General features: G+C 69.6%; 14 protein-coding genes. 5 read left to right on the top strand and 9 right to left on the bottom strand.

Annotated features, from left to right (window positions below; genetic code table 11):
- Nucleotides 1–47: 47 nt before the first annotated feature.
- The 5 genes from IF188_RS02025 to IF188_RS02005 form a co-directional block, all read right to left on the bottom strand.
- Nucleotides 48–395 (bottom strand): YciI family protein, encoded by a 348-nt coding sequence (locus IF188_RS02025; RefSeq protein WP_191170095.1) that lies wholly within the window; start codon nucleotides 393–395, stop codon nucleotides 48–50.
- Nucleotides 392–847 (bottom strand): MarR family winged helix-turn-helix transcriptional regulator, encoded by a 456-nt coding sequence (locus IF188_RS02020; RefSeq protein WP_191170094.1) that lies wholly within the window; start codon nucleotides 845–847, stop codon nucleotides 392–394. Before IF188_RS02020 ends, IF188_RS02025 begins: the two co-directional genes overlap by 4 nt.
- Nucleotides 848–900: 53 nt before the next feature.
- Entirely contained in the window at nucleotides 901–1,968 is a 1,068-nt protein-coding gene (locus tag IF188_RS02015) for a DNA polymerase IV (RefSeq protein ID WP_191170093.1), read from the bottom strand.
- Nucleotides 1,969–2,037: 69 nt separating this feature from the next.
- Complete coding sequence (locus IF188_RS02010) at nucleotides 2,038–3,429, bottom strand: hypothetical protein (protein ID WP_191170092.1); 1,392 nt, start codon at nucleotides 3,427–3,429, stop codon at nucleotides 2,038–2,040.
- Nucleotide 3,430: 1 nt separating this feature from the next.
- Complete coding sequence (locus tag IF188_RS02005) at nucleotides 3,431–3,805, bottom strand: PadR family transcriptional regulator (RefSeq protein ID WP_191170309.1); 375 nt, start codon at nucleotides 3,803–3,805, stop codon at nucleotides 3,431–3,433.
- Between the two features lie 155 nt (nucleotides 3,806–3,960).
- Here IF188_RS02005 and IF188_RS02000 point away from each other — a divergent pair, with 155 nt between their 5' ends.
- Together IF188_RS02000 and IF188_RS01995 are read left to right on the top strand one after the other, a co-directional pair.
- Complete coding sequence (locus IF188_RS02000) at nucleotides 3,961–4,686, top strand: DUF1684 domain-containing protein (RefSeq protein ID WP_191170091.1); 726 nt, start codon at nucleotides 3,961–3,963, stop codon at nucleotides 4,684–4,686.
- Nucleotides 4,687–4,762: 76 nt separating this feature from the next.
- Nucleotides 4,763–5,731, top strand: a complete 969-nt coding sequence (locus IF188_RS01995; RefSeq protein ID WP_224751280.1) for an ion transporter — start codon at nucleotides 4,763–4,765, stop codon at nucleotides 5,729–5,731.
- 18 nt (nucleotides 5,732–5,749) lie between these two features.
- Here the strand turns inward: IF188_RS01995 and IF188_RS01990 are convergent, their stop codons facing one another.
- Together IF188_RS01990 and IF188_RS01985 are read right to left on the bottom strand one after the other, a co-directional pair.
- On the bottom strand, nucleotides 5,750–7,012 hold the full coding sequence (locus tag IF188_RS01990) for an MFS transporter (RefSeq protein WP_191170090.1): 1,263 nt from the start codon (nucleotides 7,010–7,012) through the stop codon (nucleotides 5,750–5,752).
- A 157-nt stretch (nucleotides 7,013–7,169) separates the two neighbouring features.
- Nucleotides 7,170–8,159: an ArsR/SmtB family transcription factor gene (locus IF188_RS01985; RefSeq protein ID WP_191170089.1), complete on the bottom strand. Its 990-nt coding sequence runs from the start codon at nucleotides 8,157–8,159 to the stop codon at nucleotides 7,170–7,172.
- 45 nt (nucleotides 8,160–8,204) lie between these two features.
- On the opposite strand from IF188_RS01985, the gene IF188_RS01980 reads away from it, so the two are divergent.
- Both IF188_RS01980 and IF188_RS01975 read left to right on the top strand, forming a co-directional pair.
- Nucleotides 8,205–8,600 carry a cupin domain-containing protein gene (locus IF188_RS01980; RefSeq protein WP_191170088.1) on the top strand — a complete coding sequence of 132 codons (396 nt, stop codon included), beginning with the start codon at nucleotides 8,205–8,207 and terminating at the stop codon, nucleotides 8,598–8,600.
- Between the two features lie 15 nt (nucleotides 8,601–8,615).
- Entirely contained in the window at nucleotides 8,616–8,906 is a 291-nt protein-coding gene (locus IF188_RS01975; RefSeq protein WP_191170087.1) for a DUF4287 domain-containing protein, read from the top strand.
- 23 nt (nucleotides 8,907–8,929) lie between these two features.
- Here the strand turns inward: IF188_RS01975 and IF188_RS01970 are convergent, their stop codons facing one another.
- Nucleotides 8,930–9,499, bottom strand: a complete 570-nt coding sequence (locus IF188_RS01970) for a DnaJ family domain-containing protein (RefSeq protein ID WP_191170086.1) — start codon at nucleotides 9,497–9,499, stop codon at nucleotides 8,930–8,932.
- A complete protein-coding gene (locus IF188_RS01965; protein ID WP_191170085.1) occupies nucleotides 9,496–10,347 on the bottom strand; it encodes an NAD-dependent epimerase/dehydratase family protein in 852 nt (283 codons plus the stop codon). Before IF188_RS01965 ends, IF188_RS01970 begins: the two co-directional genes overlap by 4 nt.
- Nucleotides 10,348–10,459: 112 nt before the next feature.
- Between IF188_RS01965 and IF188_RS01960 the strand changes: the two genes are divergently transcribed.
- Nucleotides 10,460–14,593 carry a beta-L-arabinofuranosidase domain-containing protein gene (locus IF188_RS01960; RefSeq protein WP_191170084.1) on the top strand — a complete coding sequence of 1,378 codons (4,134 nt, stop codon included), beginning with the start codon at nucleotides 10,460–10,462 and terminating at the stop codon, nucleotides 14,591–14,593.
- Nucleotides 14,594–14,607 lie beyond the last annotated feature (14 nt).

Genomic DNA, 14,607 nt, shown 5'->3' with positions numbered 1-14,607 from the left:
CGTCGACAGAGCGGGTCAGGCGCTGCCGAGCGGCTGCACCGGGGCGCTCAGCCCTGCAGCTCGGGGATCGGGGCCTCCTCGATCAGCGTGATCGAGCAGTCCTCGGCCCAGTGCAGGTGGTGGTGGTCGCGGACGAGGGCGAGAGCGGCATCCATCGACTCCGCTTCGATGAGCGACATCCCGATGACGTCGCTCCCGCTGTCGACGACGCCGTCGGGGGTGACGTCGACCTTCGCCCCGAGCGGCCGACCCACGTCGACGAGTGCGGGGCCGAGGCGTGCCGCCCAGTCGTGCCACAGTGTGAGGCCTTGCTGCGCCTCTTCGGGCGTGGCCTGCGCGAACCGCTCGGCCACCGAGCGGGGCGCCCGGTACAGCACGACGTAGCGCTTGGTCATGTCTCCTCCTTCTCCAGATCCGACTCGATCGCGTCGCCCACGGCAGTGAGCACCGCGGTCGCCTGGGCGACGACGGCAGGATCGGTGAGCGTGCGCATGCGTGACGCCCAGTGCGCGTACCGCGTCATGATGTGCGCGAGGGCGCGCTCGCCGTCGGGGGTGATCGCCACGCGACGCGCGCGCCGATCCGCGGGGTCGTCGATGTACACGACGAGTCCCTCCGCGGCGAGGACGTCGGCGACCCGCTGCACGCTCTGCCGCGCGTGGCCGAGTTCTCGTGCCATCGCCGCGACGGTCCGCGGTGAGTCGGCGGCGCGGCCCAGCACCTGCCACCGCGCGCTGCTCTGACCGGCGGGAGCCGTGAGACGCTCGCCGTTGCGGGTGAGCAGTCCGTTGACCCGGAACACCGCGAGCGAGAAGTCGAACATCGCGTCGTCGTCCACATCTCGCATGGTGGCAGATTGACAGGATGCTGTCAATTACGGGATCGAGGTCACCGGCGTCGTCACCACCCGCTGCGGGTCGGGGTGTGGCCCTCGCGGACGTCGTCGGGCATCGCCATCTCGGCGCGCACGCCGAGCAGACGGATCGGACGGCCGGGCTCGATCTTCGCCACGAGCTCCATCGCCTTCTCGACGACGTCGGACCGGTCGAAGGTCGAGGCGACCTTCTTGGTGAAGGTCTTGGTGAGGAACGGCGCGTAGCGCACCTTGAGCCCGAGGCCGACGACGGGGCGTTCGTCGGCGGCCACCTCGGCGAGCACCGCGTCGAGCAGTCGCCGAGCCTCGCGCTCGATATCGGCCGGGTCGACGATGTCGGCCTGGAACGTCGTCTCCTTGCTGTGCCCCCGCGCGACCCAGGGCGTGTCGTCGACGACCGAAGCGCCGTCGCCGCGACCCAGCTGTCGGTACCAGAGCCCCATCTTGGGGCCGAACTCGGCGACGAGCGCGGCTTCGTCGCCCGCCGCGAGCTCGGCGACCGTGCGAATGCCGAGCAGCCCGAGCCGCTTCGAGATCTTCGACCCGACGCCCCACAGGTCTGCGACAGGGCGTGCTCCCATGACGTCGAGCCAGTTCTCGGCGGTCAGGCGGAAGACGCCCCGCGGCTTGCCGAACCCCGTCGCCACCTTGGCGCGCACGAGCGTGTCGCCGATGCCGATGCTGCAGTGCAGCCGAGTCCGCTGGAGCACCTCCGCCTGCAGCCGTCGCGCGTACGCCTCCGGATCATCCGTCGAGACCCCGACGAACGCCTCGTCCCAGCCGAGCACCTGCACGACGGCGCCGGGCTGGCCTCGCAGCGTCGCCATCACCTCTTCCGACGCCGCGAGGTAGGTGGGCGCGTCGACCGGCAGGATGACGGCATCCGGGATCTTCCGCGCGGCGATGCGCAGCGGCATCCCCGACCCGACGCCGAACGCGCGCGCCTCGTAAGACGCCGTCGACACGACGGCGCGCTCGGTGGGGTCGCCGCGGCCGCCGACGATCACCGGCTTGCCGGCGAGCTCCGGCCGCCGCAGGATCTCGACCGCCGCGATGAACTGGTCGAGGTCGACGTGCAGCACCCACGTGTGCATGCCCCGAGCGTAGGCCGCGCCCCCGACACGCTCGAGACGGGATGCCGCCGGCCGCGGCATCCCGTCCCGTCAAACGAAGCCGAACACCGGGGGGAACACCACCACGACGACCGCCGCCCACGCCAGGTACACCGGCAGGAAGCCGGTCTGCCAGCGCTCCAGACGCTCCAGCGGCGCGCGATGCATGACGAACCGTACCTGCAGCCACGCCGCCCCGGCGAGGTTCGCGAGCAGGATGACGTTGAGGCCCAGCGAGGCGAGCTTGTTGGGGCTCGCGCCCCACTCGGCGATGCGGCCGATCATCGCGACCAGCACCATCGCGTCCACGACGATCGCCGCCGCCACGAGCACGAGCTGCAGCCGGTCGAACCACGACGGCGGCGCCAGCGGGTCGCGCGCCGATTGCGCGTACAGCAGCAGCCCGACCACGACGACCAGCACGACATCGAACAGGATGAGCAGATCGCGCTGGCCGAACACCTCGACACCGATCGCGGTGCTGACGCCCTGCACGATGCCGGCCGCGATGAACGCCAGCAGCAGCAGGGTGAACAGCGGTGTGAACAGCTTCGTCAGCACCGGCGCGATGTTCTCGATGACGCTCTGCTTCGCCTCGACGAGCCATGCCGCGATGACGACGGCGCCGGCGACCCCGCAGGGCAGCATCCAGTCCTGCACGAACATCGCCGCGTCGACCCCGATCGCGGCGAACACGCCCATCGTGAGGGCGATGAGCACGCCGCCGCCGAGCGCGATGAGCGCGAGGTACACGACCCACTCGCCGGTGAAGCGGATGAAGTCCATGCGGGCGCGGCTGGAGCGCACGCGTCCGTCGACGTAGGCGATGCCGATCACGAGCCACAGCGCGACCGCGCAGTGGGTGGTCGCGAGCACGAGGGTCGCTGCGTCGTTGTGGAACGGATACACCGCCATCGGCACCGCGGCCAGGGCGAACGGCGCCGCGACGATGCCGATCGTCGCGAGCGAAGCCCGGCGACGCACCAGGAAGTAGGCCGCCACGAACGGCAGGATCAACAGCGGCAGGAACCGCGGGTAGAAGTCGCCGGGCGCCGCGAAGTCCACGCCGAACAGCGCCGACAGCTTGATCGCGATCGCGGCGCCGAGCGCGAGCCCCACCGCGAGCAGCAGCCCCCCGTTGCGTGGCGCCGTCGGCTCGTCGCCGAACATGAGCTGCTTCCACAGCCGTTCCGAGTGTTCGCGGGCGTATTCGCGCGAGAGCTCGTCAAGCGCGCCGAGGCGCTTCACGCCGACGAGGAACGCCTCGTCGGCGTCGAGACCGGATGCCGCCAGCCGGCCGATCTCGCCGCGCAGATGGTCTTCGAGTTCGTCGACGTCGCGGCCGTGGATGGCCTCGCGGCGCGACACGTACGTGCGCCAGGCCGCGATCTGCTGCTCGGTGCCCGCGTCGAGGTCGTCGACCTTGCCGGGATCGTCGCTCATGTCACGCACCCCCGAGCGCCGGAGCGCCGAAGAAGTCGGTGCCGCCGTCCCGGCCCGGCCACACCTGCTGCAGCGCCTTGCTGACGACGGTCCACTGGCGGCGCTGCTCTGCGAACGCGGCGCGCCCCTCGGAACTCAGCCGGTAGTGCTTGCGCGGGCGGCCGCTCGGCGAGGCGCCCCACGACGACTCGACATGGCCGAGGCGCTCCAGGCGGTGCAGCAGCGGATACAGCATGCCGTCGCTCCACTCGAGCTCGCCGCCCGACAGCTCGCCGACGCGCTGCAGGATCGCGTACCCGTAGGACTCTCCCTCGGCGAGGATGCCGAGCACCATCGGCGTCGCCGCCGCGGCGACCAGGTCTTTGCCGATCTTCATCGTGCCTCCCGCGTTCATGCCTAGAACATCTAGGTACATAGAAGTACAAGTCACCTAGAAGTGCAAGGTATCAACGGTGACCCCGCATGACGAGCGGGCCTGTGCGGGGGAATTCCGGCCCCGTGGACGTGTTGGGATGGAGTATGACTTCGCCCGTGAGCACCCCCGACACTGCCGCAGACGCCCGCTTCGCCGCCGTCTCCGCCCCGCACGGCACCGCGGCGCTGCGCTTCACGCACTGGCTCGACGCCGAGCATCGCGCGTACGAAGGCGCGCCCGGACTGTGGCACGGCGAAGACGGCCGGGTCGTCGGCACCGGGCTGCCGGGCGAGACGCCCGAGGTCGCACTGTCGGCCGGCGAGCACCTCGACATCGGGTCGCTGCGCCTGAAGGCCATCAACCGCGGCGGCGCCCCCGCACTGCGCGTGTTCGACCCCGAGACGCCCGGACGCACGTCGCTGCGAGGCATCCTCTCCTTCCCGCACGACGACGCCTGGGCGCTCCCGGGGGTCTTCCATGCGGCCGCCGAGGGGCAGTCGATCGTCATCGAGAGCGTCGACGGCTACGAGCGTGAGGAACCGGCCGTCGGCACGATCTCGCTCCAGGTGGCCGGCGAGCCGGTCGAGCTGACGGTGTGGGGCGACCTCGACGACGAGCTCGAGGCCGTGATCGCCGACGGCACCAGCAACGTGGACGCGTACCGGTTCCGCTTCCTGCCGATCGACGTCCCCGCCGCAGACGGCTCCGTCACCGTCGACTTCAACCGCGCCTACCTGCCGCCGTGCGCGTTCAGCGACCACTACGTGTGCCCGCTGCCGCCCCTGAACAACCGTCTCGCCGCCCGCGTCGAGGCGGGGGAGCGCATCGCCGACCGCGCCTGACGCGCCGCCGCGCCGCGGTGCGCCACAATGGTGCCCGCGGGCGGCACTCCGGCCGTGATCCTGTCGGAGGGCGGCGATGATGGCCAAGAGCGCGAAACCGAAGAAGGTTCGCTCAGAACTGAAGAACACGGCGTACGAGATCTTCATCGGGGTCCTGTCGATCCTGTCGATCCTCAATCTCGTGCTCGTGTACGTCTTCCGCAGCGATCCGTCGCTGCAGACGGTGCTGAGCGTCATGAACGGCCTGTTCAGCGTCATCTTCCTGATCGACTTCGTCTACCGGATCTTCACGGCGCCCTCGGCGACCCGCTACTTCTTCCGGGACTTCGGCTGGGCGGACCTGCTGGCCAGCCTGCCGTTCGCGGAGCTGAAGGTCCTGCGCGTCTTCCGCCTGGTGCGCGTGTACCGGCTGCTGCGCAAGCTCGGCGTGCGCACCCTCGTGCGGACGCTCGTCAAAGACCGTGCGAACAGTGCGCTGATGACCCTGCTGCTCATGGGCATCCTGGTGCTCGAGTTCGGCAGCATCTCGATGCTCGCCATCGAAGAGAACGCCGAAGGCGCCAACATCACGAACGCCTCGGACGCCATCTGGTACACGATCGTCACGATCGCGACCGTCGGCTACGGCGACACCTACCCGGTGACGAACCTGGGTCGCATCCTGGGCGCAGTGATCATCGTGGTCGGCATCGGCATCTTCGGCACGTTCACGGGCTATCTCGCCAACGTGTTCCTCGGGCCGTCGAAGTCCGACCCCTCGGCGGAGGACGAAGAGGATGCCGCCACCGCCGCCCCCGACGACGACACCGTGTCGGCGGTCGATGCCGGCGACGACGCTGCGGGCTCGTCGCTCGCGGACGCCGCCTCGCGGGGTGTCGCCGCCGGCGCTGCTGCGGGGGCTGTCGGCAAGGGCGTCGATGCCGCGCCCGACCGCGCGGCGGCTGTGCCCGCGGATGTCGATGCCGCGCGGCTGCGGGCCCTGCTGGAGCAGTCCGAGGCCACCAACGCCGAGATCCGCAGGCTGCTCGCCCGCTCCGGCACGTGAACACGCGCGAAACCGAGCTCAGTGCTGCGCGCGGCTGCGGCGCCGGGTGGCCAGCAGGTTCCAGACGCCCGCGGCGAGCACGACCGCGGCGGCGACCACGGGCGCGACCAGCGCGGCGCGTGCACCCGCGCCGTCGGCGATGAGGCCCACAAGAGCGGATGCTGCCGACTGTCCCACCACGACGGCCGAGCCCAGCATCGTCATGACCGTGGCCGACCGGCCCTGCGGGCTGTAGCCGGCGGCGAGGCTGTACTGGGTCACGAGCGTCGGCCCGATGCCGACGCCGATGACGAGCAGGGCCACGGCGATCCCTGCGACGCTGTCGACGAACGGCAGCGCGAACGTGCCCGCCACGAGCACGGCGGCGAAGGTCAGCCAGCGGGCGGGCAGCGTGAACCGTGCCGGGAAGAGGGCGACGCCCAGGGCCAGCGCCGCCGAGCCGATGCCCATCGCCCCGTAGACGAGCCCGGCCTGTTCGGGCACGCCGCGCTCTGCCATGAACGCCGTGAGCGAGGTGAGCATCGAGCCGAAGAAGAGCCCCATGCCGAGCGCCCCGGCGGCGGGTGCGAGCACGCCCGCGCGGAACAGTTCGCGGGCGGGCGCCTGGGCCGGACCGGCGTCGCCGTGCGCGGCGACCGTGCGGGCGGTGGGATGCAGTGCGAACGCGCTCACGAAGACGAGGGCGAGGATCGCCGCGCCGATGACCGGGGCGGCCGGGTTCAGCGTGGTCGCGAGCAGCCCGACGATCACCGGACCGAACACGAAGACGATCTCGTCGGCGGCGGACTCGTACGCCATGGCGCCGTTCACGACCTTCGTCCGACGAGAGGCGGGGAACGCGCGGCCGATGATGCCCACCAGGCGACTGCGCGAGAGCGGCGCCACCTGGGGCATCGTCGCGCCGATGAGGAACGCGACACCCAGCAGGGCGGCATCCATCACCGGAGCGAACGCGAGCCAGGCCATCGCGACGAGCAGCAGGCTGTTCGCGGTGCCCGCGATCAGCAGCACGCGGCGCTGGCCGAACCGGTCGGCCGCGGCCCCGAGCAGGGGCCCGACGAGAGCCGTGCCGAGGCCGGTCATGGCGCTCGTCGCGCCGCCGAGGGCGAGCGAGCCTCGCGCCGAGACGACGAGGGTGAGGATGCCGACGACCATCATCGCGAACGGCAGGCGGGCGATCAGGGCAATCGGGAAGTACGAGTAGCCTGCTTCGCGGATGAGGCTGGGACTGCGCTCGGCGCGAATCGTGGCGGTGTCGGCGGGTGACATGGCGGTGTGCATCTGGCTCCTGGCTCTCTGGCCGCGGGGGCGGCTGATCGTGCCGCCTTGCCCCGCGCAGACGGCGCGGGCAGGTGATGCACATCGTGGATGGCAGTGCCAGTCTACCGGCGGAGCCTGGACGGCGGCCGGGCGGCGGCATCCGCTCTCGTGCTGGGCGTCAGAGCACGGCGCCGACCATCGCCTCGCCCAGTGGACTGCGGCGGTGCAGCACGCGCGCGCCGTCACGGGTGCTGGCCACGAGCCCGGCGTCGCGCAGCACCGCGAGATGGTGCGAGGCGGTCGAGATCGCGAGGCCGGTGTCGCTCGCCACCTGCGACGTCGTGCGCGGCTCGTGCGCGTCCCGCAGGATGCGGGCCCGCGCCGGGCCGAGCAGGGCGCCGAGGGCCGCGGCCGCGTCGGCCGCGTCGCGCGCCCAGGTCGCGGTGACGCCGTGGGCGGGGTAGAAGAGGGTGGGCTGGGCCGGCGGCTCGGTGAGCACGAAGCATCCCGTCGTCCCCATGACCGACGGCACGAGCACGAGACCGCTGCCGCGACAGTCGACCACCTCGCTCCAGATGCGCATCGTGACGCGCACAGCGCCGTCCGACCACTGCACGCGGTCGTGCAGCGTCTGGATCATGTCGCCGATGCCGCTCTCGGCGATGCGTCGCGTGCGCACGGCGATGTCGGCGCGCAGCAGTCGCTCCAGCGGCGCCCACACCGGGGCGACCGCGGTGCTCCAGACCGACAGCCATGCGCCGGCGATCATCGCGCGGGCTCGGTCGGGCTGATCGAGCATGTGCTGGACGGCGACGCGACGGGCGCCCGCCGACCGCACCAGCACCTTCGTCATGTCGACCTCGAAGCGCTCGTCGTCGATGTCGCGCAGGCGCTCCGCCTCGGCCTCGGGGGTGAGCTCCCAGGTCGGTGTGGTGGTGAGGAAGTCGGGGAAGTACCCCTCCTCGCGGATCAGCAGCGCGAGCACCTCGAAGTCCTCGCGCGGGATGCGGTCGCGGTACGCCCTCATCCACCCCCACTGCAGCGGGTACTCGTCGGGGCGCAGCAGGGCGCGCACCGCATGACACAGTTCGTGGCCCGGCGAGATCCCGAACCGGATCGCGGTGAGATCGTCGGGCGCGAGCTGGAAATCGACGAACTTTCGATCCACATCGAAACTATAGGGCGGGGGATGCCGCACGACGAGGCTGAAGTCATGAACACCGCGACTCCCACCATCGTCCCTGCGGCCGGGCTCGGCATCGGCACCGGCCGCACCCGCCGCTTCATCGGTGCCGAGCACGACGCCGCCGTGTCGTACTTCTTCGTCGACAACGAGCCCGGACAAGGTCCGGACCTGCACCGCCACCCGTACGCCGAGACCTGGGTGGTGCTCGAAGGCGAGGCGCGCATCACGATCGGCGACGTCGTGCTGCACGCGGTCGCCGGCGACACCGCCACCGGCCCCGCAGACGTGTGGCACGGTTTCAAGAACAGCGGCACCGGGCGTCTGCGCGTGCTGTGCATCCACGCGTCCGACCGCATCATCCAGGAGTGGCAGGACGCCCCCGGTATCCTCGACATCCCCGGCGACCTTCCCACCGAAGACTGAGCACAGGAGAGACCCATGTCGTTCCAGGCATACCTCGACAACATCGAGACGAAGACCGGACGCACACCGCGCCAGCTCGTCGACGAGGCGCACGCCAAGGGCTTCGACGAGAAGACCAAGGCCACCCCCATCATCGAGTGGCTCGCCGCGGACTACGGCCTCGGCCGCGGTCACGCGATGGCGCTCGTGCACGTCATCACCAAGGGCCCGCAGATCAGCGAGAAGCACGTCGGCACCGACGGCACGCACTCCGACGTGACCAACGTCCTGTGGCTCGACGGCAAGGCGACGAACCCGAACCCCTGATCGAGAGGGTGGATGCCGGCGGCCTATGCCCGCCGTCGCCACCACGGCCGGCGCGTCGGCGGTGCGGCATCCCTCGCCTCCGTCTCGGCGGCGGCGAGAGCTGCGCGACGGAGACTCCATGCGGCGACGTCGGCTTCGATGTCGCGCGTCGGCGTGACGACCGGTGGGCCGCCGAGCAGCTGACGCCGGGCCTCGATGACGCGGCGGTTGAAGTCCTCCAGCTCGATGCGCACCTCGGATTCCCGCGTGAACTCGTCCAGGCGTGCGTCGAGCTGCTCCGCCTCGACGCGCAGCATGAGTGCGGGCGGGCCGAGGCCGGTGAGGTTCTCGGTCTCGATCTTGCGGCGTATCCACCAGTCCGGGTCGTGCGTCTCTCCGAGCCCGGGGATGGGCTTGCCTGCCCCTGGCAGGTCGTCGAACTCGCCCCGGCGGATCGCCTGCTGGATCGCGGTCTCGACGACCGCGGCGCGATCGAGTGCCGAGTAGGCCTGTGCGGCCTGCGACCGCGACTCGCCGGCATCCGCGTCACCGCTGCCGTCGCCCTCGTGGGCGGCGCGATACCGGGCGGCGGCGAGGCGCGGGTCTTCGCTCATGATCCGGAGACGTGGTCCCGCCACGAGTGCTGCGGGTGGTACCCCAGCAGGCGGCGGGCCTTGTCGATCGACAGGAGCGTGTCGTGCTCCCCGAGTTCCCGGGTCTCGACGCCGGGGAACACCTCGGCCACGAGCTCGGCGTTCGGGCGCGACATCACGGTGTCGGCGGCGGCGATGATGTACGTCTCGAAACCGGGCGGCGCGACCTGCAGCGCGCGTTCGACGGCCTGAGCGCCGTCGCGTGCGTCGATGTAGCCCCACAGGTTCCACTTGCGCGTGGTCGCGTCGTCGTCGTACGACGGGAACGCCGCGTAGTCCTCTGGGACCATGACGTTCGAGAACCGCAGTCCCGTGATCGACAGGTCGGGGTGCCAGCGCACGAGCTCGACGGCCATGCGCTCTTCGAGGGTCTTCACGAGCGAGTACACCGACTCGGGCCGGGGCGGGTACTCCTCGTCGACGGGGATGTACGGCGGAGGCACGTCGAACGGCAGGCCCAACACGGTCTCGCTCGACGCGTACACGATCTTGCGGATCCCCAGCCGCACGGCGGCCCAGAACACGTTGAACGTCGCGTTCATGTTGTTGTGGAATGTCGCGACGTCGGAGCGGATGCCGGGGGCCGGGATCGCGCCGAGATGCACGACCGCGTCGAACCCGTTGTGGCGGTCGTTGACGGCGGTGAGGGCGTCGACGACCTGGCCGTAGTCGGTGAGGTCTACCTGCACGAAGCCGGGACCGCGGGCCCCGACCATGTCGAGGCCGATGACGTCGTGGCCGGCCGCGCGCAGTTCGCGGGCGACGACGGTGCCGAGCTTTCCGGACGAGCCGGTGAGGGCGATGCGCATGCCACCAGCCTGCCAGCGCTTTGGAATCCCACACTTGACCTGCCGGACCCGTTATCGCTAACATCAGCGTGTTCTCGGTAACATTCACGCGCGACGATGCGAGGAACCTGTGATGACGCACCACCGATCACGCCGCTGGGCGCCCGCTGCAGTCGTTTCGGCGATCGCGCTCATCCTCGCCGCCGGTACCACGCCGGCGCACGCCGCGGATGAGCTGACGGTCGGCCCGCCCGTTCTGGAACTGACGTTCGAGAACACGGTGACCGACACCGGCCCGTCGGCCCACCCCGTCCAGCTCATGAAGCCCGGTGGCGCCGCGCCGACAGCGACGTACGTCCCAGGCGTCGCACCGGGTTCCAGTGCGATCGCGCTCAGCTCCTCGTACCTCGACCTGGGCACCAGCACCGACCTGCTGCCCACGAGCCTCTCATTGTCGTTCTGGCTGAAGCCCGCTGCGCCGATGTCTGGCGAAGAGATCATCACGTGGAACAAGAAGGCGTTCAACAGCGACGGCTTCTATGTCTCGTCCGAGAGCAGCAGCAGCCCTCTCGTGATCTCGATCGGCCCGGCATCCGGTCAGCCCTACAAGGTGCGGGTGCAGCAGAGCGATCGCAACGCGTTCTTCCCCGCGGGCGCGTGGACGCACATCGTCGTGACGTATGACGGGCCGTCCAAGAACGTCGTCTTCTACCGCAACGGCGTGCGCGTGCCCTCGACCGTCGCTTCGGCGATCGCCGGCGACGCGACGGGCATCATCGCACCCGACGCCGATGTGCCGAAGACCATCGGCTACAACGGGCCGAACTACAACGGCGCATTCCTGAAGGCGGCTCTCGACCAGTACCGCCTCTATGCCGGTGTCACGACGGTGGCCGATGTGGCCGCCCTGTACGAAGAAGGAGGCGGGGTCATCGACAAGGCCGCCATCGCTGCTCAGGACGCTGCGGCTCTGGTGGTGCCGTCGTCCACGCTCGTCGATCTGTCGCTGCCGACCACCGGCTCCAGCGGGTCGGCCATCTCGTGGGCGTCATCCGACCCGGCGGTCATCGAGGACGACGGCACGGTGCACCTCCCGGACGCCGGAGCGGAGGACGCGGTGGTCACCCTGACGGCGTCGGTCCGTTACGCCGGGGGACCGGCGTCGACGCGGACCTTCGAGGTGACCGTCCAGGCGCCGACCGAGAGCCTGCAGGACTCCGGTCTGGACGTGCTGCTGTCGGACGACTACCTCAAGAACGGCATGGAGAAGGAGCAGGAGTACCTGCTGTCGCTCAGCTATGACACGTTCCTCTACTGGTTCTCCCGGACGGCGGGTCTGACGCCTCGGACGGCAAGCGGCTACGGAGGCTGGGAGAACGGCAACGCCTCGGCCAATTTCCGCGGTCACGCCTTCGGTCATTACATGTCGGCCCTCGCGATGTCGTACGCGGCGAGCGACGACACGGCCACCAAGGCGGCGTTGGCCACCCAGCTGACCAACGCCGTGAGCGGGCTCGAAGAGGTCCAGAACTCCTACGCGGGGTCCGCGCAGCAGGGCTACATCGCTCCGTTCCGGCCGACTGCGTTCAACCAGGTCGAAGGGCGTGGCGCCTCGGATGACCCCGTGATCGTCCCCTACTACAACATGCACAAGGTGCTGGCGGGGCTTCTCGACATCAAGCGCTACGCGCCCGCCGCGCTCGGCGATCGGGCGCTGGCCGTCGCCGAAGGCTGGGGCGAGTACCTCTACGGGCGCATGTCCACGCTCGCCGACAAGTCGCAGATGCTGCGCACCGAGTACGGCGGCACCAACGAGGCGCTGTACGAGCTGTTCCGCCTCACCGGCAATCCGCACATCAAGACGGCGGCCGAGGCATTCGACGAGACGAGCCTGTTCCGGAGCCTCGCGGCGGGGCAGGACGTGCTCAACGGCAAGCACGCCAACACGATGATCCCCAAGGTCATCGGCGCTCTCAAGCGGTACACGGTGTTCACGCAGAACCCGGAATACCTGGCGATGCTCACGCCCGCTGAGAAGCAGGACCTCGGGATGTATCTGACCGCGGCGCAGAACTTCTGGCAGATCGTCGCAGAGCATCACACATACGTCACGGGCGCGAACAGCCAGGCCGAGCACTTCCACGGTGCCGATGAGCTGTACCGGTACGCCGCCGAGATGGGCGAGACGGGCAACCCGCAGACGGCTGAGACCTGCAACGTCTACAACATGCTGAAGCTCTCGCGTGAGCTCTTCAAGCTCACGCAGGATGTGCGGTATGCCGACTTCTACGAGACGGCGTACATCAACGACATCCTGTCGTCGCAGAATCCCGACACCGGGATGACGACGTACTTCCAGGCGATGGCGCCTGGGTACAACAAGCTCTATTCGATGCCGTTCACCGACTTCTGGTGCTGCACCGGCTCGGGCATGGAGAACTTCTCCAAGCTGGGCGACTCCATCTACTTCACGGGGCGCTCGTCGGTCTGGGTGAACATGTTCTTCAGCTCGGCGTTCTCATACGCCGGCGCCAACATGCGCGTCACGCAGACGGCCGATCTCCCCACGAGTGACACGGTGACATTCGAGATCGGCGCGGCCGACGGCGGGGCTGTGGCAGAAGACGCCGAGTTGCGGCTGCGGGTCCCGGACTGGATCGACGGAGAGCCCACGGTGGCCGTCAACGCTGAGGCGGTCCAGCCGACGATCGACGAAGGCTATGTCGTGCTACGCGGTCTGGACGCGGGCGACGTCGTGACCTACCGGATGCCGATGAAGCTCGTCGCGATCGCGGCGCCCGACAATCCTGACTTCGTCGCCTTCAGGTACGGCCCGACGGTGCTCAGTGCCGGAGCGGGCACGAAAGACCTCGGTGCGTACACCCCGGTCGGCATCGGCGTGCGCGTGCCCAAGCTCGACCCCGACGCGCTCTCGTCGCTGGTCGTCGCGCAGGGTACATCGGCCACGTGGCTGGCATCCCTGTCGGAGAACCTGGTGCGCATCGAGGATTCCGCCGACGGTGAGGTGCAGTTCGAGGTGCGAGGCACGAGCAACGCCGATGGCACGCGCTTCACCCCGCATTACCTGCGCAGCCAGGAGCGGTATGCGATGTACGTCACCATCGAGTCGCCCGACTCGCAGGCGGCGCAGCAGCGGATCTTGGACTCCAAGCTGGCGCAGCGCACGACCGAGTTGTACATCGACTCGCTCACCAATTTCGACAACAACAACTTCGAGGCGGAGAAGAACAAGAAGGCGTCGGCGAACTCGACCGTCGGAACGTTCAACGGGCGTCAATATCGCGACGCGAACTCGGGCGGATGGTTCAGCTGGGACCTCGAGGTGGATCCCGCAGCCGAGAAGAATCTGCTCGCGGTCACGTATTACTCCGGGGATTCCGGGCGCAGCTTCGATGTGTACCTCGACGACGTGAAGCTGAAGACGCAGACGATCACGAATTCCGCGGGCACGAACGTCTTCTATGACGTCGTCGACGAGATTTCGAGGACGTACATCGACGGCCCCGGCGTACGTCACAAGGTCGACGCGCTGGGCAACCTCGTACTCGACGCGGAGGGGAATCCGATCCCCGTCGTGACGGTCAGGTTCCAGTCGACCGGAGGGTTCGCCGGCGGGGTCTTCGGGATCGCGACGACGCGGCCGCTGGTCTACGACTCGAATCCCGCGCTGAAGGCGCTCACGTTCGACGTGGGAACGCTCGACACGCCGTTCGCGCCGGCCACCACGTCGTACGTCCTGTCGGTGCCGGCGGGCGTGACCGAGGTCGACTTCGACGCCGATCCGCAGTTCGAAAGCGGCCTGGTGAAAGTCGGTGACATCCTCATCGACGACACGCAGCCGCGCCGGGTTGCCGTGACGCCCGGGTCTCCGACGGCGCTGACGATCACGTCGTTCGCGCAGGACCACACGACCTCGACGAGCTACACCGTCCTCATCCAGGAGCAGCACACGGCACCCCTGAAGGTCACGGCGTCGGTGACGACGCGGTGCGTCGCCGGCAAGGTCACGCTCGTCGTCCAGGTGCGCAACGCCGAGCAGAGCGCGGTCGCGCTCGATGTGCAGACCCCGTACGGCGCGAAGCACGTCGAGGCGCTCGGCGGCGGCAAGAGCGCGTCGTACTCGTTCTCGACCCGTCTCGCGCAGCTCGAGCCGGGAGAGGTATCCGTGGATGCCGCGGCCGCCGTCGACGGGCAGCCGGTCTCGACGCGCGTCGAGGCGTCTTACGGATCCGCATCCTGCAACTGATCACCGCATTGCGA

It is taken from the genome of Microbacterium helvum, from assembly GCF_014779795.1.
GTDB lineage: Bacteria > Actinomycetota > Actinomycetes > Actinomycetales > Microbacteriaceae > Microbacterium > Microbacterium helvum.
The sequence above is the reverse complement of the archived record's forward strand: the minus strand, read 5'-3'. Positions and strand labels throughout refer to the sequence as shown.